Here is a 19,796-nt window from a genome sequence, read left to right as displayed (position 1 = left end):
ACCGTTAATGTGACAAAATATGTTGTATTTTAATCCAAAACGGCATTACCATCATGAATAAAATATTCATAAGTAAAATAAGCAATTCAGCTTTGGAGCCTACTGTGTTAAATAAGTTTGCCATATCATCAATTCTCTTTGGACTAGGGTGTTTATTACCAATGAAATCGACCTTTGCAGCAACCAATTTAACCCTTGAGCAACAGCTTGGCCAAAAGCTGATGCTCGATTTTCGTTATTATTGTGAGCAAGACAGCGAAAATACACCTGAGCAAAAGTGCCGTAATGCAGTCACTGAATTACCTGCAGATTTAGCCAAGGTGATCACTAAACATAATATTGGTGGGGTGATTTTATTTGCTGAAAATATCGATAATATTGCGCAAATCGTTAAATTAAATAATGCTATGCAACAAGCGGCGGCAAAGTCGAGCTTAGGCGCACCTTTATTTATTTCAATTGACCAAGAAGGCGGACGTGTTGCACGCATACCTCGTGATATTGCCACTTCATTTACTGGTAATATGTCGATTGGCGCAAGTTATGCGGTTCACGGCACCAAGTTTGCTACACAATCTGCACAAGTGATTGCTGATGAATTAAAAGCCATTGGTGTGAATGTGAACTATGCACCAACTATTGATGTAAACATGAACCCTGATAACCCGGTTATTAATGTGCGCTCATACGGTGAAGATCCAACACTTGTGAGTATTTTAGGTGGCGCACAAGTTGCTGGCTTTGAAGGTAATGGCGTAATTACCTCACTGAAACACTTTCCAGGCCATGGTGATACAAACGTTGATAGCCACACCGGCTTGCCAAAAGTAATGCACGATAAAGAAACTATCTGGGAAAAAGATTTACCTCCGTTTCAAACTATTATTAAAAATCAAAACCCTGGCATGATCATGACTGCGCATATTCAGTACCCAGCACTGGATAGCAGCACATTTGTTAGTAAAGATGGCAAAACCATGATCAAACCTGCGACGATGTCGCATAAAATCATCAGCGAATTATTACGCGATGATATGGGCTATCAAGGTGTAGTGATCACCGATGCGCTAGATATGGCTGGTATTAGCCACTTTTTCGAACCAATTGAAGCCGTTGTAAATACCTTTGCTGCCGGGGTTGATATTGCTTTGATGCCAATTGAAATTCGTAGCCCAAAAGATTTAGTCGTATTAGATAAACTGATCAGCCGCTTAGTGAGCGAAGTTGAAAAAGGTAATTTACAAGCCGACGAAGTCGCTATCTCTGCTCAACGCATCATCAATTTAAAAAGTAAGTTTAAACTGACCACGGAGCTTAACGAATCGTTAGCAATGCAAAAAGCACAACTTATTCTCGGTGATGATAATCATCGCAAAGTCGAAGCTGAGCTGGCTCTTGCCGCCATTACCCAAGTTAAAAATGACCAGCACACCTTACCGATTAAACTGACGGCAAATAGTAAAGTACATATCATCATGCCTGATACCCGCAAATGTTTGGCGCTACAACAGGCGATTGCAGAAAATACTCAGCAACCACTTGTATTTAGCTGCACCAGCTTACAAGGCTTTGAGCCTACTGCGACGTTAAAAGCAATCAATGAAGCGGATATCATCATTGCAGGCAATGCATCGCCAGATCAAAGCGCAGTAGAAATTGGCGGCATGGATGACCTTGCTGATAACCCAGCATTTGCAATTGCAAAATCGGCGCAAGGCCCGACACTTGAAAAACTGCTTCAACAAGCACTACACGCTGATAAGAAAACCGTTTTTGTTAGTTTGCGAGCACCATACGATATTGCCACATTCGGCCAATATGCGGATGCAATTTTAGCAACTTATGCGTATAACATAGATGTAGATAATAATGTTAAAGTAGCAGGGCCTGCTTTTACTGCTCTTGCAAAAGTACTAGTTGGTAAAAAGCCAGCGCAAGGTACTTTGCCTGTTACCGTCAGTGGCATTAATAACAACTAAAGTTTACGAGGATACTATGCAACATAACGCATCACTTACTACGCCTTACGCTATTCGTAATATGATCAGAAATGAAGATTATACCGGTAGTACATCGGGCTTTGTTCCAGGCTTTGTACAGGCTAATTTAGTGATTTTACCCCAGCGCTATGCGTTTGACTTTTTACAATTTTGCCAAGCAAACAAAAAAGCGTGCCCAATCGTAGCAAGTAGCCGCACGCCTGGTGCAACCAGTATTCCAAATGTTGCTCATGATTTAGATATTAGGACTGACATACCTCGCTATCGTATTTTTAAAAATGGCCAATTGATAGAAGAAGTAACCAATATCAAAGAGCAATGGCGCGATGATTTGGTCACTTTTTTAATTGGTTGCTCGTTTTCATTTGAAGAGTCGTTAAAGTCGGCTGGCCTAGAAATACGTAATATTACGGAAAATAAAAATGTGCCTATGTATATGACTAATATTCCTTGCGAAAGCGCCGGAATATTCCATGCTAACATGGTCGTTAGTATGCGACCGATGAAGCCTGCTGATGCCATTCGGGCAATCCAAATCTGTAGTCGCTTTCCTGACGTGCATGGAGCGCCAGTTCACTTTGGAGATCCAGCTGCAATAGGCATTAAAGATATTAACCGCCCTAACTTTGGTGAATCTGTCACCATTAAAGATGGTGAAGTACCGGTATTTTGGGCCTGTGGTGTCACACCGCAAGTAGCCATAGCCAATGCTGCGCCTGACTTTTGCATTACACATAGCCCAGGTCATATGCTGATCACCGACATTCAAAACGCCCATATCTCGGCTTTTTAAACGGAAATAATGATGAAGCTCAATTGTGATTTAGGAGAAAGCTTTGGCGCATGGCAAATGGGCCTCGATGAAGAAGTAATGCCGCATATTGATATGGCTAATATTGCTTGTGGTTTTCATGGCGGTGATAGTGATGTTTTAGCACGCACCCTGATGCTTGCTAAACAATATAATGTCATTATAGGCGCGCACCCCAGCTATCCTGATAAACAGGGCTTTGGTCGTCGCTCCATGGCATTATCGCCACAAGAGCTAAGTAATTGCCTGCATTATCAAATAGCCGCAATTGAAGGCATGGCAAAAGTACAAGGCCTCACTTTAGAATATGTGAAGCCACATGGCGCGTTATATAATGATATGATGGCTGATAAAACAATTTTGACCACTGTGATGCAAGCTGTTGCCAGTTACCCGAGCCCTTTAAAACTAATGATTCTCGCCACTGCGAAAGTAGCGAAACATCAACAACTTGCTCAACAATATCACCTTGAATTAATTTTAGAAGCATTTGCTGATCGCCAATATACCGATGACGGTCAATTAGTATCACGAAAAATAGCTGGTAGTGTGCATGATAAACCTGCGCTAATAGCACAAGTTAAACAGTTACTCGCTACCGGCTGCATAACCACACAATCTGGCAAACAACTGCCTTTACACGCCGACAGTTTATGTGTGCATGGCGATAACGCTGCAGGCATTGCCCTTATTCAAGAGATCAAAGCGTTATGCCACACTCGTTAAGTGATGAACAATTAAGTCAAGCAATCGAAACCATGATGGTAGAACAAAACCTACGTGGTATGCAAAATCTCTACGCCTATCAACAGACAGGTACTTATCTGCGCGCTGCTAAGTCGTTATTTTATGCCAAAAGCACGGTACTCATTGGTACTGGTTTTGCCGTCAAGCAAACCTTTGAAACCGATGGCCCTGTTGGCGCCATTGCTTTATACAATGCTTTAATTGTGCTGGGTAAAAATCCTATTTTAGTCTGTGGAAACCCCCTTTACAGTGCACTGAAAAATGAATTTAACTGTTTTGAATTACCACTGAATAATTTTACTGACGCAATGGCTTTTAGCAAAGCTGCGCTGGCTGAATTAAAACCAGATTGCGTATTGTCTATCGAGCGCCCCGGACTGTGTCACGGCAATAAATATTACAATATGCGTGGTATTGATATTTCGGCTGATTGTGGTTGTTTTGATTTTTTTGTCAGCCAAGCACCCTGCCCAACTGTAGCTATTGGTGATGGCGGTAACGAAATAGGGATGGGCAATTTATCACAATATATGACCGAGCTGAGCATTATGCCATGCCTTACTTGCTGCGATGAACTGCTGTTAGCGGATGTATCAAACTGGGCAGCTTACGGCATTATTGCGTTTTTAAGCCGCTGGCAGAGCCAAGACTTACTCGCAGATGTCGATACTTTAGCAATCCTGCAATATTTGAGTGAACGTGGCAGTGTCGATGGCGTTACTCACAAAAACGAATTAACCGAAGATGGCTTACATGCTATGCATGGCCAACAACTCATCGCAAGACTACGTCAGCTTAGCGGTGTTGCCAATCAAAATGAGGATTTATAATGAGTACGGTGTATTTAAACGGCGACTATATGAACGCAGAGCACGCAAAAATATCGCCAATGGACAGAGGCTTTTTATTTGGCGATGGTATTTACGAAGTGATCCCTGCCTATAATGGCAACATGCTTGGCTTTGCAGCGCATATTGAACGCATGAAAAATGGTTTAAATGAACTGGAAATTGTACTCGATTATACAGCTGATACATGGCGTGAAATCTGCCAGCAGCTGTGTGAAAAAAATCACGGTGAAAACCTTGGTATTTACTTGCACGTTAGCCGTGGCGCTGATACTAAGCGTGCTCATGCTTACCCAAGTGGTATTACGCCAACGGTATTTGCCTACGCCTTTGAAATTCCAGCACAACCCGTTAGTGATATCGACAACGCCACGACTTATACCGTATCCGTTGAGCAAGATAAGCGCTGGCAGCGTTGCCACATCAAGTCAACCGCATTACTCGGCAACGTGATCCATTACCAGAATGGCGCGGCGGCTGGCAATAAAGAAACCATTTTATACAATCGCTTAGATGAGCTTACCGAAGCAAGCTCAAGCAATGTGTTTATTGTTAAAGATGGCGTGATCAGCACACCACCATTGGATAACCAAATTTTACCGGGTATCACTCGCTGGTTAATTTTAACGATATTACACAGCCACAGTGACTTTAAAGTCCAAGAACGTATTATTACTAAACAGGAACTATTTGCAGCCGATGAAGTGTGGATCACCAGTGCCACAAAAGAAGTTGGCCCAGTGGTAAAACTCAACGGTCAACTGGTCGCTGATGGCAAACCAGGGAAAATATGGCAACAAGTACAGAGCTTATTTACTGAGCATAAATTTGATTATTAATAGCACTAAACGGTAATTATAAAAGCCGTGTTTGTTAAGTAAACACGGCTTTTAAAAGCCAATTAAATTTTTGCTTACTCAGGCTGATACGGCCAAACTTCAAGCACGCCATCACTGCTTTCGCTAACAATTGTTTTATGTTCTTTATCGTACACTACAGATAAAACTGAGCCACGAATACGCTGTTGTGTCGCTTTATACTCAGCCAATAATGTACCATCTTTTACACGCCAAAGTTGTATCGTGCTTTTCGGTGAGCTGGTTAAAAACCATTTATCATCATTTACAAACTGCGAGTGGTTAAACTCTATAAAATTAGTGAATATATTTAGCTCAGCTTTTTTAATACCGGTGTTTAAATCAAGAAATATACGATCATCAACAGAATCTATCGCAAAACCTAAAATAGTGTGTTTTAGCTGCTTAGTGACTGGAGCACCTTGAACAAAACGATAATACTAAGTAGAGGTATCAAGGGTTAACACAACTTCAGCTGTGTGGCCGTTTAACAGTTTATCGAGAATGGTTTTATTAGATTGATATTGAAAGGCAAAGCCTGATAAAAATGTACGATCAATCAGCTCTTTGAACTTAGCGGGCAGGCCACCTCACCATACGGGGATAATAAATACTATATGCTCAGCCCATTGCAGCTGCGTTTCGATCATCTTAGTTCCTTTGTCTTAAATTGCTCAAATAATAAACTAAATTTAACGCTAGGATTATAGCGAGTCTATTGTTAATAACATTGATAGCTACTTGTTAATAACTAAATAGTCATATCCTTTACTTTATTAATTAAGTTATTAGCGTATTATCAGCACTTTACAATAACACTAAACTATACAGCACAATATTATGGACTTCTCTCTTTATACAAAACTGAGCCCACAACTTCGTCATAATACTCATTGTTGTGAGTTTGACAGTAGCAGTTTTATTGACAGTGACTTTTTAAATTATCAAATTTTGTTACCGCAACAACTACAAAAGGCAGTTGTTAAACGAAGAGCTGAATATCTCGCCGGCCGCTTGTGCGCAAAACAGGTGTTAACTGCTCTCAATGTCCCCTGTTTTGATATTATCTCAGGCTCCGATCGCGCGCCTATATGGCCTGAAAATATTATAGGTAGTATTACCCACACGAAAGGGATCGCAATGGCTATGGCATGTCCGCGCACTGATATTGCAGGAATTGGTATTGATATAGAGCAACTAATGAGTGCAAAACAAGAGCTAGAGTTACAAAAGCAAATTTTGCATCCTGATGAATATCCATTGTTTAGACAATTGGCTGAGCAGTTTTCGCACCCATTAACTGTCATTTTTTCAGCAAAAGAAAGTATTTTTAAAGCACTATACCCAAGCGTAAAACAATTTTTTGGTTTTGAAGCCGCCAAGCTTATTGCTTTTAATGAGCAGCAGCTACAATTTAAAATAACCCAATCACTATCACCGCAAGTGCCTAAAGACACTTGCGTAACCGTTTTTTATCAATGTAATAAAAGTGTCGTACTCACTGAGTGCGAGTTTACAATACTCCGTTAGCTACATATAACGTATTGTATTCTTCCATGTTGTTAATTTCCGTTAGGCACCCATTTTCCATCCGCAATAACCGATCTGCCAGATGAAAATATTTATCATCATGGGTGATCACAAACACTGTTTTACCATTAGCAATTAACTCAGGTAACAACTCTGTATAAAAAACATCTTTAAATACGGGGTCTTGATCGGCAGCCCATTCGTCAAATAAATAAAATGGGCGGTCCTCTAAATAAGCAGCAACTAAAGCAAGACGTTTACGTTGCCCCTGTGACAGTTTTTGCGTGGTGAAGGCTCCATTTTTTATCTTTACTTTATGATGCAAATTGAGTTTTCTAATTAATTGGTTACCTCGAGCCTCTAATGCTTTTACGTTGACCTCTAACAGTTGGTCAAATAAATAATAATCACTAAAAATGGTGCTAAATAATTGACGATAGTTATCTAATTCGTTTATTGAGACGTATTTTCCATCAACAATTATATTACCTTGATCAGCTTCATATAACCCACACAATACTTTAGCGAATGTCGTTTTTCCACTGCCATTGCCACCCACCAAATAAACCAACTCACCTTGGTTTATGGTTAGATTGACAGGCGATAAAGCAAACACTTCATCACTTTGTTCATGATAATAGCGATGACTGAGAGATTGTATTGTTAAGTTAGAAAAATGAGTGCAAGGCAGGTTATCTGTCTCAGTAACTTGCTCCAACTTCGTTGTTAATTTTAATATTGAGTTTGCAGACGCTTTAGCTGATGCTGCTCGTGGGAGTGCAGCTAACATTACTTCTAAAGGCGTTAGCATATACAGGAATAACAACGCAAAGCCCGACATTGTTTTTGTACTACCAATATCCGTTGTTTGACTGAGATAAAACAATGCACCACCAATAAACGAAAATATCATAAACCCACCCCATGATGAGGCTATATGATAAATTGTCGCACCTTGCAAACGCCGCTGTCTAAGCAATGTAATTGCTTGGCCTAAAACCTGATTTTTAAATAAAGTACGCTTGGCTTTATTTAATTTAAGTTCTTTAGCGCCAGCCGTTATTGCATCAAAATGACTAAATAGCTGATCCTGCAGAGAAGCAGCCTCGGTTACCTTTTTAAATGCTTTTAGATTAGCGATACTATACCCTAAAGAGCCTAAAAACAGGGTCAATAATGCAAATATAAACACTCGCCAATCAAGCCATGCCATATAAACCAATGCACCAATGACTATCACGGCGTTAGTTAATATATTAGGTAAGCTTTGAAAAAAACTAGCCACATTTAAACTATGCTCGGTTAAGCAGGATTTAATTTTTGCAGCGCCTTGCTGCTCTAAATGAGACAACTTAGCGCCAATGACCTGCTCAGCAACTTGTTGCCGGATCACCGACTGACTTTGTTCACTTAACTGCTCAGACACTAATTTGGAGATTAATTGTAAGATCACTCCACCAATCGCTAAGACTGCAAAATAGATGAACTGCGTACTTCGTTGCTGTGCATTACCATTAATAATCTCGTTAATAAGCGCAACCAAAGACACGCTCACTAAACCAAATAATACGCTACTTAACACCGTCGCAATAAAGCGCCCTCGTGTTTTCTTAATTAAATCCCCTAGCACTGTCGTTCCTAAATTTAATTTATATAGTAACAGGACGATAAAAAACTAAAAAAATTAGCCTTTAACTCGTCATTACAGCAATGAAGGAAAAACACACTCTTTACTATTCACTGTGAGACTTATGCTACCTGTATTAGAGCCATATTTTTCTGGGCCACTTAAACCTTATGCTCAGGGCGTAACATTAGTTACCAGTACAAAAAACCCAACACTTGATAATTTTATGCAAGACCCGAATGGGCTTATGTCTTCGATACAAAACTTTGCCTTGGCACAAGACGTGACAAAGCCAAGAGCACAAGCATCAATTTGGCATATGCATTACACGCTACGAGTTTTACCCAGTATATTAGCCTGTCATAGTGTATTAGCACGCGCCCTCCCTCTCTCACTAGAGGCGGTGTACTGGGACCCCCAATTACAACAGTTGCTATTACTACATCAAGGGAGCCTACGTTCAGAAACTGAAACCTTAGATCGCTATGAAGAGTTAATATTTGATCACTTCGCCCCCTTGCACCTTTGGTTGTATAAACATTTTTCTATAGCACCTAAAGTGTTATGGAGTAATTGTGCCTTTCGGATCAATCATTTTTTAACCACAATCGAATCAGCCATAGGGCCAAATACGCGCTTAAAATATGATAAATCAACTTTGCTAACGCAATCAAAGCTTGGCGATAGGATAAACCCTCTTTATAAAAAACCTATTATCATCAACAACCATAATAATTCCTATCAACTACGTAACGAATGCTGTTTTTTACATGAGCTTCCGGACAAACACTATTGTAATGATTGCCCTAAACTGTCTCACCATATTGAGTATTACGCTTTAAAAAGGCGCTGAGGACTAAATCTTTGCCAGCACTTTTCGTCTTGAAGAAAACGTTAATAACCTCAGTATGAGTTTATTTCTCAGCTATCACGCAAGCAGCAAGTAAGGAGCTTTTATGTACGCAACACATACTTTTGACAGTGCTAATTCACGCTCGACTTTAAACTTTCAAAGTCAGCATGATTGTTTATTTGTCTCTTCAAAATACTGTTTAGCCAGCCAAGGTATTGCTGATAAATTCAGTATTAAAATCGATGATACCGCTGAGTTAGTTGAGTCACTTCGTCAAAAACTAGCCGCTTATAGTGATGATACGCTTGCTTTTGGGGTATTGCCTTTTTGTAAATCAGAGCAGGCACAATTTATTATTCCTAAGCAGGTTACTCGTTGGGATAAGGGTGCTTTTACGGCTTGTCTGAATGCCGAATTGAGTGTTTATAAAGATCCCAAAAATCACTTGCAATCACTTCATTATTTACAATCCAAACAACAGTTTGAACAAGCAGTAATACATGCAAAAACCTTATTTAAGACCGAGCAGCTTGAAAAAATAGTATTAAGTAAACAGGTCGATTTATGCTTTAAAGAGGTAATAAATAAAGAGCAGTTACTGCACAATTTATTACAACAAAGTCAAAGCGGTTATCATTTTTCGTTTCCTGTATCAGAACAAAGCGTGTTAATGGGAGTGAGTCCTGAACTCTTACTTTATAAAAATGGTCAACAAGTACTGAGCAACCCGCTGGCTGGTTCAATTGCGCGCCATAGCTGCCCTAATGAGGAGTTAACACGTCAACAAACATTATTGGCCTCTAGTAAGGATCGCTTTGAACACAGTGTTGTTATTGAAGATATGCAGCAAGTTTTGGATCCCTTTTGTAATACCTTACACACCCCCCCTATACCTTCTTTACTTAGCACTGCCACCATGTGGCATTTATCAACAGAGCTAACGGGCACGCTGCATGACGCCAACACTCACGTATTATCAATTGCGAATCAACTACATCCTACTCCCGCACTTTGTGGAAAGCCAACAACTCAGGCTTATCCGCAAATAGCAGCACTAGAAGGGCAAAGCCGAGGCTATTTTTCAGGCATTATCGGGTGGTGTGATAAGTATGGTAATGGTGAATGGGTCGTTGTTATCCGCTGCGCCCAAATACAAAAGAACACGGCAAGGCTTTTTGCAGGGGCAGGGATCGTTGCGGCCTCTGAACCACATTTAGAGTGGCAAGAAACCGAAGCAAAACTAAACACTGTGTTGAACGCATTAGGCATTCAACAATCTTATAATTCTCTTCAAAAAAGTTACCATTATGACAATTGAATACACTCCTTGGCCTGACGATCTAGCGGCTCGTTATCGTCGTAAAGGGTACTGGCAAGATAAGCCGCTTACCAGCCTACTCGATGAACAACTGCAAACTAATTCTCAAGGTATTGCTGTCGCTGATGAAAATCGGGCTATCAGCTATGAAGAACTAGCTAGTTACAGCGATAATTTAGCTGCCTACTTACAGCAAAAAGGATTGTCTGCTGGTGATACAGCTCTGATCCAATTACCTAATTGTATTGAATATTATATTAGTTTCTTTGCTTTATTAAAATTAGGTGTCGCACCAGTATGTGCCTTATTTAACCATCAGCAAACTGAGTTGAATAGCTATTGCGAAATTTTACAACCAAAGTTATTAATCGCATCGTCATCACATGCTTTATTTTTAGATAATCAATTTAGTGATCGGCTAAGTGAACGTTTTAGCTGTTTAACCACCTTATTGCTTGATCATCATAAAGGTAACAGTGAGTTAAAGCAGGCTTACCAACAACCTATGAAATTCAACCCCACTCATTTAGATGCCAGTGCCGTTGCTTTTTTTCAACTTTCAGGAGGTAGTACCGGCACACCTAAATTAATACCACGTACTCACAATGACTACCTATACAGTGTGGTTGCCAGTGCTGAGATATGCCAACTTGATGGTGAAACGCGCTATTTATGTGCCTTACCCGCACCGCATAATTTTCCGCTAAGCTCTCCCGGTGCACTTGGCGTATTCCATGCAGGAGGAAGCGTGGTACTTGCACCAGATCCAAGTCCAACTAGCTGTTTTTCATTAATCGAGCACTACCAAATTACCCATACTGCGTTAGTGCCGCCAGCGTTGCAACTATGGCTGAGTCACGCGGCGCAAGCAAGGTATGACTTAACCAGTCTAAAACTCATCCAAGTCGGTGGCGCAAAGCTGAGTATAAAAGTTGCTGAGCAAGTCGAACCTATTTTAGGTTGTCAGTTACAGCAAGTATTCGGTATGGCTGAAGGGCTGGTTAATTACACCCGTCATGATGATGACATCTGGTCTGTGTTCAACACCCAAGGGAAACCCATTAGCCTTGATGACGAAATTAAAATTGTTGATAAACAAGGAAATGACGTGCCACAAGGCAGTGTAGGAAGACTGCTTACACGCGGCCCATACACTTTTAGAGGATACTATAAATCTCCGCTTCATAATGCTGACGCCTTTGATGATGAAGGGTTTTATAGTTCAGGCGATCTGGTTAAACAGCTGCCATCAGGTCATTTAATTGTTGAAGGCAGAGACAAAGATCAAATAAATCGCGGTGGCGAAAAAATTGCCGCCGAAGAGGTAGAAAACTTACTTCTAGGTCATAACGACATTGCACATGTGGCCATAGTGTCGATGCCAGACAGCACCCTCGGTGAGAAAAGCTGCGCATTTATCGTGCTGCAAGAAAACCCAATCAGCAAATTATCTGCCTTAGTATTGCGAAAATACTTACGCCAATTAGGTATCGCTGATTTTAAAGTACCGGATAAATTTAAATTCGTTGCAGCACTGCCTTTAACCGCAGTAGGTAAAGTCAATAAGAAAGCACTGCGTGCTACATTTGAACAACAATAAGATTAATTATGAGTATTCCAAAGTTAAGTCACTATCCACTACCACGAGAAACACAACTGCCAGACAACCGCGTTGATTGGCAAGTTGATCCACAGCGAGCTGCGTTACTTATCCATGATATGCAGCATTATTTCATTAACTTTTATGGTGAAAATAACCCGCTTATCGATGCTGTTATCGCCAATATTCAAGCATTAAAACACTATTGCTATGAGCACGACATTCCTATTTATTACACTGCACAACCTATTAAGCAAGGCACTCAGGAGCGCGGATTGCTTCGTGACATGTGGGGGGATGGCCTGCAAGATCCAACACAACAACCTGTGATTGATGCACTTGCCCCCACTGACAAAGACATTGTTTTAACCAAGTGGCGTTACAGTGCTTTTCAAAAATGTGACTTTGAAGAGCGCTTAACAAGCTCAAACCGCGACCAATTACTCATCGTCGGCATTTATGCGCATATTGGTGTAATGACCACCGCCGTTGATGCCTTTATGCGTGATATTAAGCCATTTGTCATAGCCGATGCCGTTGCTGACTTTAGTTATGATGAACATCAAATGGCACTGAATTTCGTTGCACAGCGCTGCGGAAAAGTCGTCAATACTGCGCAAGTATTAGGTGAAGCAACATTAGATTTAACCTCTCTTGACGGGCTTAAAACACACATTCTGCCACTTATCGACTGCGAACCAGACGAATTTGATGAATTCGAAAGCCTGGTTGACTATGGGTTAGATTCAGTTCAAGTCATGAACCTGATTGCATTGTGGCAACAACAAGGTATTGAGACTAACTTCATCGAACTAGCGCAAATTCCAACCCTCTCTGCATGGGTTGAATTGCTAGAAGAGCGTAAGGACGACTAATGACCCATACAATAGCAAAACCTCTGCCACTGACGACATCTCAGCATGCCATGTGGTTACTCCACACCATTAGTGGCAGAGGCGAGTTATTTAATGTTGCTGAATGTATGGTGTTCAGAGGTAAAGTTGCAGCGACCACGCTGCAACATGCTTTCAACCATGTTTGGCAAGCCAGTGATACGTTAAGTTGTCGCTTTCCCCATGATGCGGATTACACACCTGCGTTACAACCGACACATAACACCCCAATTATTGAGATCATTCAACTTGAGCATGATATTGAACACGTTACTGACTATGCTCAGCAATTTATGGCTCCTAAACTCTGCCAGCCATTCGACTTATCATCGCAACCTTTAATGCAGTTGCAACTCCTTAGAGGCGAATCTCAAGATTACTTAATGATCTTAGCGCATCATTTATTATTAGACGGCTATGGGTTTGGTCTCTTTAGCCAGGCATTGAGTCGCAGCTATAACGCACTCATAAAAAATAAAGCACTGCCAAATTTACGCTTTTCTGATCAACAAACCTTGCTCGATGCACAGCAACAAGCAACCTATTTAACTACGGTTGATTCGGCACGCCAAACATTAAACCAATGGCTTGATGATATAGGCGAAATCCACAGTTTTAGTGACAGTAAAGCCGACGTCACTACCGCAAATAAACGGACTAGCCAGCAATTTACGCGCGCTCAATGGCAAACCATTCAATCAGCAGCGTCGTCAATTAATTCAAGTAGCTCAGAAATATTATTAGCTGCGATCGCAACTGCATTGATTGCCAAAACTCAGCATTATCACGCCACACTTGGCCTGCTCATGATGAACCGCCAGTCAATGGCAGAACTGTCTGCGCCCTGTGTACAAAGCAATGTATTACCTTTGCCACTGAACTTAACACCTGATATGACATTACACGACATCACCGTATTAGTGAACCACCAGATAAAAGCGTTAAAGCAACTGCAAAGCTACCGTGTTGAATCTTTAAAACGCGACCGACAAAAACAAGGAAAATCATTGACTGTCTTTGGGCCAACAATTAACTTGTTGCCGTTTTCGAGCAATCCGAAATATGCAGGCATTGAAACGCATAGTCATATTCTCAGTGCAGGCACCACCGATGACATCATGTTACAAATTCATTTGCTGGGTGATACTCCTGCGAACATTGATTTTGATGTGAATGAAGCCAGATATCAGCCAGACCAAGTCAATACCATCCAAGCACAGGTTTTTGACATTGCGATACGCTGGGCGAATCAGCCTACTCTTGCGTTATCTGAACTTGTAAAATGCCTTATACAGGAGCCTAAACATGTCTTTTGATACACAATTAAATACCGAATACCAAGAAAAAATTATTTGGATAACGGGTGTAGGTCAAGGGATTGGACTCAGTACCGCACAACATTTCACAAAACTGGGAGCCAAAGTAATCGGCTTTGACAAACACTTCAGCGACACCGCTTGTTTATATAAATCTGTGCAATGTGATTTAGCAAATTTAACTGAACTAGAAGCGACATTAAGTGAATTGGTTGCTCAAGGCTTGGCACCTTATAATTTGATTAATGTGGCGGGTGTTTTAGAATTCGAGACCATTGAACAGCTCTCCATAGCCCAATGGACACGATGCCAAACCATTAATAGCAATGCCGTTTTTTTATTTATAAAAGCCTGTTATGACCACTTTAAAAGCACCCAACAAGGCAGCATTGTTACGGTTGGTTCAAATGCGGCGACTACCCCTAGACAAAAAATGGCAGCCTATTGTGCATCAAAAGCTGCTGTTACTCAGTTAACGCTCACTGCGGGCTTAGAACTTGCAAATTATGGCATACGCTGTAACGTGATAGCCCCTGGTTCCACGCTCACCCCTATGCAAACGGGCATGTGGCAGAATGAGTCTGGTGCTAACAATGTCATTGAAGGCTTTGCCCAAGAATATAAACTGGGGATCCCATTACAGAAAATTGCGACCGCTGATGAGATAGCTCGCAGTATTGTTTTTATTGCGTCACAGCTTTCTTCACACACCACCATGCAAGTGCTCACGATTGACGGTGGCGCGACTTTTTAAGGTGTCACTGTATGCCAGTCTTAGAATCGATAATGCAATTTCATAGCCCTTCGACTCAACACCATCGAGCGATGAATAACGTGCCCCTATTTCTTTATTTTTTACCGACAGTTGGATCGAGTAAATCACCATTTTTATCGAATAGCATTTGGAGTTCAAAAATGTCGGTGTAGCTGCTATACACAGAAACCGCTTCTGTAACATCATGAGTTGCGCCAATGCATAGGCTAGTATCGCTGCTGTTGACCCAATCACTCAATACATGGCCAGCGCTTGCACGTACTTTTACTGAACCATCACTTGTCAGTGCGCCAGTCACATCTCCCTCGACTCGGCGTTTCTCCCAAGAACCTAGCTCAGCATTCACGTAACCTAAAAAACTCTCTTGTGCACGTTTTTGAATAAGATTAACAGTACCTGACGGAAATTACTGGAACAAAATTTAAAGAGGAATATAAAAAAAGCCAATACCAACAATAATATAAAAAAGATATTACAAACTATACAGTAAAGCTCTCTCACATCGTTTTAAACGTTCTATGCAGGGAAGTTGTGGGATGTTTTCATAGCACGCCCCACCTAAAAGTGGCTATCGAATTAGCTGTTCTAAAGATTCACCTGTTACTGTCACTAACACAAAACGCTTCTAGCACTTGCTTATAAATCGTCGCTAAATTACCAATGTCAGTGAGTGAAGCTGATTCATTTACTTGGTGAATATTATCATTTCGCAACCCAAATTCAATTACTTCTGTACGGTGTGATGCGATAAACCGCCCATCTGAAGTTCCGCCATCCGTCGTCAATATAGGCTTAATGCCGACCGTATTTTCAATGGCTGAATTCAAGGTGTTTACAAACTTATTCGCTTTATTAAAATAGGGTGCGCAAGGTCGCTGCCATTCAATCTCCGACCGAACCTCTTCACTAAACAGTGTCGTCGTTATCAGTTGTTTCAGGGACTGTTCCGAGTGTAAGCTGCTATAGCGAATATTGAAGCAAATATCCGTTGTGCCGGGCACTGTATTATCAACAAATTCACCGCTATTCAACTGGGTGATCTGTAAACTTGTTCCTGGCATTGTGTTCGACCCATTATCCCACTCTAATGCCAATAGCCGCTGACTTAGCATAATGGCACCATGCGCTGCGTTTTGACAGTTATGAGGGTATGCAACATGCCCTTGCTGCCCGAATATGCGCACATGACCAGATAAAGAGCCACGTCGACCAATTTTAACCGTATCACCCAAACGTGCTTTGCTAGAAGGCTCACCCACCAAACAGTAGTCCGGCAAGTGTGCCTCACCTAGCGCATTCAGCGTATCCATAATACACGATGTACCATGCTCGGCTTCACCCTCTTCATCACATGTTATAAGCAACATGATTTTTCCTTTATTACACTGCGGTAGCAAAGACTCAACAGCTGTAATAAAACAGGCTATCCCTCCCTTCATATCTGCAACACCGCGACCATACAAGCGCTCTGATATAATATTCCCAGCAAAAGGAGGGCTGGTCCAAAGCTCTGTAGGCCCAGCTGGTACAACATCTAAGTGACCAGCAAATGCAAACGTTTTGCCTTGTCCAAATGTTTGTGTGGCAATTAAATTACGTACGCCATGCTTTGTCACTTCTTGACACGTAAACCCTAATTCCTTTAAATATTTACAAACATAATCAAAACTGCCTGCATCATCAGGCGTGATAGAAGGGTATCGCACTAAGTTCTGTGTGAGCTCAATCGCTTTGTTTTTGAGTGACAAATTATTTAGTTCTATATCACAGGCACTGGTCATAATTTTTTCGCTAATCACTGATAATAAGTCGTTTAAAACATGTAAACAACTTGAGAATTTACATACTTTGTGTGTTTTAGATCCTCTAGACGAAGTAACTCTCAATAAAGTTAGATTATCGTAAGTATTCCTAAAAAAAATTTATCTCACGGTACTATTACTGTGCCTCGATAAAAATAAAAGCCACAAAAAAACAGAAAAACCTAAATAATTATCATAAGCTTTCGTCTCGTCGTAAATACTAATAACTACAGCAGCATGCAAATGCGCTTTGATGAGGTAAACATGAAATTATACGACGTCATAGGGGTAGGGTTTGGTCCAGCTAATCTAGCTTTAGCCATTGCGTTACAGGAAATAGGTAAGCTAACCGATAAGGTTTGCTTTATCGAAAAGCAAGCTAACTTTTTATGGCATGGTGGGATGTTACTTGATGACACCACAATGCAGATTTCTTATCTGAAAGATCTCGTAACACAAAGAAACCCGACCAGTCACTTTAGTTTCACTAACTTTTTGCATCATCAAAATAGATTAGATAGTTATATTAATCTAAAAACATTTTATCCATCTAGGTTAGAGTTTAACGGCTATCTAAGCTGGGCTGCGTCTCACTTTAACGACTACTGTCATTATGCTGAAGAAGTGACTGATATTAGCCCTATCACCGGACAAAACGGGGTTGAATTTTTAGCAATCACGACACGAAACCATGAGGGCCATGAGCAAACTCGTCATGCCAAAAATATCATTTTAAGTCCTGGTGGTAACGCAAAAATACCCGAAGTATTTACTGATGCATTTAAACATGTCAATGTTTGGCACTCGTCTCAGTATTTAATGAATAAAGACAAAATCAAGCCAGGTGATAAAGTCGCTGTAATTGGCGCAGGCCAGAGTGCCGCTGAGATCTTCGTGGATGTGCAAAATATTTCTCATCAACCTAAAGTCGACTTAGTGTTTCGTGCTGGGGCTATGAAGCCGGCTGATTCAAGCCCTTTTGTCAATGAAATCTTTGATCCTAGCTATACTAATTTAATGTACGAAAATACACCTGAGCAACGCAGTGCATTTTTAACTGAGTTTAGAAATACAAATTATGCCGTTGTCGATGAGCCATTACTGAATGATATATATGGCCGTTTATATACTCAGAAATTGAAAAACGAAACGCGTTTTTCCATTAAAAATAATACCTATGTAGATGCTGCTGCAATAGCAGGTGGCCAAGTAAATCTAACGCTTCGTCATGCTCAACAAAGAAGTTACATAGAGAAATATGATCATATGGTACTCGCGACGGGCTACCATTACTCATCTCGACCGCCTCTTTTAAAATCGGTTACGCCGTGGTTAGAAGACGATATTGCGCGAGACTATCAATTACGCACTGTCGATACCTTCAAACCTAAAATCTTTACCCAAGGTATCAACGAAGCAACGCATGGGATCAGCGATTCTCTCTTGTCTATTTTAGCAATTCGTTCTGCAGAAATAGCAGATGCACTCAATATCAGTTAACTTTACCTCAGAGTAATCCAATAACATGATATTGGATTACTCCCCTGTCTCTTTCTTCTGCAATTATTAATGCCACTTGTCCTATTATACTGACTTAACCACTCTTTTTGGTGCGAAATCACACCTGCATTAAACAAATAGTTAACTCTTTCAACGAGTCAAAAACTTAGTAACCAAACAAAAGTTCACAATATCAACTTTTCATACCAAACACCTTTAACATAGGAAAACATTACTTGGCTGGCAAAGTAGAGCTGCAATTTCACCATACTTAAATGCCGCGCAAATAAAAAGTGCCGTTATCAAAGACAGAGCGGCACTTCCCAATTAGTATTTATTACATTATTTACTGTTCAATATTATTTAACATTGTCCTTTCAATGCTATCCAATAACTCTGAGCTAATCACAATCTCTTGATGATCATAGTCTAAACGAGTATGCGGTAACGATTGCTTCAAACCAGTATAATATCGTGACACTTTGTCAGCTGAACTGTCCGTTGACCACCAACAATGCACCGTTTCAGGGGTGACCACCTTATACTCTACAGGCTGTCGTGCAATAATATGTAAATGATAGGAAACTTCAATTAACCTGACTAACTCTTCTGCCGATAAGTCAATGAACTCAAGACTAAAACAGCTCTTATACTGCATTAATAAGTTAACCAACGGCGCGACATCTTCAGAACCCGTCGCAACATAGTCATGTAAAAGCAGTTCAATTTCGTCTTTACACTCAACAACAGACTGCATTACCCAGTCTGTGATCCACTGACGCCATGTTAAAACATTACTGTATTGTTGCTCAAATGGACTCCAACTATCTATCAGCTGCACGGTAGCAACCGTGTGGCCAAGCTCGCAAAGCTTATTTGCAACCAATAGCGTAATCGGAGCACCCAGTGACCAACCAGCTAAATTGAAAGAGCCCGAGCTCTGATAGTTCAAAATTGCAGTGGTGTAATAATTGGCTAATTCCTCTAGGTCTGACGTTTCATAAAAAGCATTATCTGGCGCAACTCCTAAACAATTCACCTGACCTTCAAGCCTTTGTGCCAAAGGGCGGTAAGCCATTGTTAAACCAGCTCCTTCATGTAAACAAAATAGATTTGGGGCTGTTTTATTGTGCGAGTTCAGACTATGTATACTCTGTATCGCATTATCTAATAACGCAACCGCTAACGATTTCAGATCTGAGGCTTGCCATAATACTCTAATATTGAGCGGTAAATGGTGTCGCTGTTGCCACTGACTAATCACTTTTAAACCATTAATTGAGTCACCGCCTAGCTCAAAGAAGTTATCATCCCGCCCA

General features: G+C 40.8%; 19 protein-coding genes. 13 read left to right on the top strand and 6 right to left on the bottom strand.

What is annotated here, in order from left to right:
* Positions 1-161 precede the first annotated feature (161 nt).
* Genes J7338_RS19165 through J7338_RS19145 form a run of 5 tightly spaced genes read left to right on the top strand, consistent with a single transcriptional unit; the run spans position 162 to position 5,245 of the window.
* Positions 162-1,979 carry a glycoside hydrolase family 3 protein gene (locus J7338_RS19165; protein ID WP_210798581.1) on the top strand — a complete coding sequence of 606 codons (1,818 nt, stop codon included), beginning with the start codon at positions 162-164 and terminating at the stop codon, positions 1,977-1,979.
* 16 nt (positions 1,980-1,995) lie between these two features.
* Entirely contained in the window at positions 1,996-2,793 is a 798-nt protein-coding gene (locus J7338_RS19160) for a putative hydro-lyase (protein WP_210798580.1), read from the top strand.
* 12 nt (positions 2,794-2,805) lie between these two features.
* Positions 2,806-3,537 carry a 5-oxoprolinase subunit PxpA gene (locus tag J7338_RS19155; RefSeq protein WP_210798591.1) on the top strand — a complete coding sequence of 244 codons (732 nt, stop codon included), beginning with the start codon at positions 2,806-2,808 and terminating at the stop codon, positions 3,535-3,537.
* Positions 3,522-4,388 (top strand): glutamate cyclase domain-containing protein, encoded by an 867-nt coding sequence (locus J7338_RS19150; protein ID WP_210798579.1) that lies wholly within the window; start codon positions 3,522-3,524, stop codon positions 4,386-4,388. Before J7338_RS19155 ends, J7338_RS19150 begins: the two co-directional genes overlap by 16 nt.
* A complete protein-coding gene (locus tag J7338_RS19145) occupies positions 4,388-5,245 on the top strand; it encodes an aminotransferase class IV (protein ID WP_182739350.1) in 858 nt (285 codons plus the stop codon). Before J7338_RS19150 ends, J7338_RS19145 begins: the two co-directional genes overlap by 1 nt.
* A gap of 74 nt (positions 5,246-5,319) precedes the next feature.
* On the opposite strand, the gene J7338_RS20965 is transcribed toward J7338_RS19145, so the two are convergent.
* Positions 5,320-5,454 (bottom strand): hypothetical protein, encoded by a 135-nt coding sequence (locus J7338_RS20965; protein WP_267459593.1) that lies wholly within the window; start codon positions 5,452-5,454, stop codon positions 5,320-5,322.
* A 249-nt stretch (positions 5,455-5,703) separates the two neighbouring features.
* Entirely contained in the window at positions 5,704-5,847 is a 144-nt protein-coding gene (locus J7338_RS19140; protein WP_228733035.1) for an NAD(P)H-dependent oxidoreductase, read from the bottom strand.
* Between the two features lie 256 nt (positions 5,848-6,103).
* Here J7338_RS19140 and J7338_RS19135 point away from each other — a divergent pair, with 256 nt between their 5' ends.
* Positions 6,104-6,793: a 4'-phosphopantetheinyl transferase family protein gene (locus J7338_RS19135; protein ID WP_210798578.1), complete on the top strand. Its 690-nt coding sequence runs from the start codon at positions 6,104-6,106 to the stop codon at positions 6,791-6,793.
* Here J7338_RS19135 and J7338_RS19130 read toward each other — a convergent pair.
* The gene (locus tag J7338_RS19130) at positions 6,777-8,423 is read right to left on the bottom strand and encodes a cyclic peptide export ABC transporter (RefSeq protein ID WP_210798577.1); all 1,647 of its coding nucleotides are present in this window, start codon (positions 8,421-8,423) and stop codon (positions 6,777-6,779) included. The two genes, J7338_RS19135 and J7338_RS19130, sit on opposite strands and share 17 nt — an antisense overlap.
* Positions 8,424-8,544: 121 nt before the next feature.
* Between J7338_RS19130 and fhuF the strand changes: the two genes are divergently transcribed.
* The 6 genes from fhuF (at position 8,545) to J7338_RS19100 (ending at position 15,154) form a co-directional block, all read left to right on the top strand.
* Entirely contained in the window at positions 8,545-9,273 is a 729-nt protein-coding gene (gene fhuF / locus J7338_RS19125; protein WP_210798576.1) for a siderophore-iron reductase FhuF, read from the top strand.
* Positions 9,274-9,376: 103 nt separating this feature from the next.
* Positions 9,377-10,591: an isochorismate synthase gene (locus J7338_RS19120; RefSeq protein ID WP_210798575.1), complete on the top strand. Its 1,215-nt coding sequence runs from the start codon at positions 9,377-9,379 to the stop codon at positions 10,589-10,591.
* Positions 10,581-12,191 carry a (2,3-dihydroxybenzoyl)adenylate synthase gene (locus J7338_RS19115; protein WP_210798574.1) on the top strand — a complete coding sequence of 537 codons (1,611 nt, stop codon included), beginning with the start codon at positions 10,581-10,583 and terminating at the stop codon, positions 12,189-12,191. Before J7338_RS19120 ends, J7338_RS19115 begins: the two co-directional genes overlap by 11 nt.
* Positions 12,192-12,199: 8 nt before the next feature.
* The gene (locus tag J7338_RS19110) at positions 12,200-13,066 is read left to right on the top strand and encodes an isochorismatase family protein (protein ID WP_210798573.1); all 867 of its coding nucleotides are present in this window, start codon (positions 12,200-12,202) and stop codon (positions 13,064-13,066) included.
* Positions 13,066-14,400 (top strand): condensation domain-containing protein, encoded by a 1,335-nt coding sequence (locus J7338_RS19105; protein WP_210798572.1) that lies wholly within the window; start codon positions 13,066-13,068, stop codon positions 14,398-14,400. The genes J7338_RS19110 and J7338_RS19105 overlap by 1 nt, the downstream gene beginning before the upstream one ends.
* The gene (locus J7338_RS19100; protein ID WP_210798571.1) at positions 14,390-15,154 is read left to right on the top strand and encodes an SDR family NAD(P)-dependent oxidoreductase; all 765 of its coding nucleotides are present in this window, start codon (positions 14,390-14,392) and stop codon (positions 15,152-15,154) included. Before J7338_RS19105 ends, J7338_RS19100 begins: the two co-directional genes overlap by 11 nt.
* A gap of 94 nt (positions 15,155-15,248) precedes the next feature.
* Here J7338_RS19100 and J7338_RS19095 read toward each other — a convergent pair whose 3' ends face one another.
* Together J7338_RS19095 and dapE are read right to left on the bottom strand one after the other, a co-directional pair.
* A complete protein-coding gene (locus tag J7338_RS19095; RefSeq protein ID WP_210798570.1) occupies positions 15,249-15,521 on the bottom strand; it encodes a hypothetical protein in 273 nt (90 codons plus the stop codon).
* A 247-nt stretch (positions 15,522-15,768) separates the two neighbouring features.
* The gene (gene dapE / locus J7338_RS19090; RefSeq protein WP_210798569.1) at positions 15,769-16,956 is read right to left on the bottom strand and encodes a succinyl-diaminopimelate desuccinylase; all 1,188 of its coding nucleotides are present in this window, start codon (positions 16,954-16,956) and stop codon (positions 15,769-15,771) included.
* Between the two features lie 285 nt (positions 16,957-17,241).
* Between dapE and J7338_RS19085 the strand changes: the two genes are divergently transcribed.
* The gene (locus J7338_RS19085; protein WP_210798568.1) at positions 17,242-18,477 is read left to right on the top strand and encodes a lysine N(6)-hydroxylase/L-ornithine N(5)-oxygenase family protein; all 1,236 of its coding nucleotides are present in this window, start codon (positions 17,242-17,244) and stop codon (positions 18,475-18,477) included.
* Between the two features lie 346 nt (positions 18,478-18,823).
* Here J7338_RS19085 and J7338_RS19080 read toward each other — a convergent pair.
* Positions 18,824-19,796, bottom strand: a 973-nt coding sequence (locus J7338_RS19080) for a thioesterase domain-containing protein (protein ID WP_210798567.1), incomplete at its 5' end; no start/stop codon positions are given.

Source organism: Pseudoalteromonas ostreae, assembly GCF_018069805.1.
In the GTDB taxonomy this organism is placed as follows: Bacteria; Pseudomonadota; Gammaproteobacteria; order Enterobacterales; family Alteromonadaceae; genus Pseudoalteromonas; species Pseudoalteromonas ostreae.
This window is presented reverse-complemented; position numbering and strand designations above follow the sequence as displayed.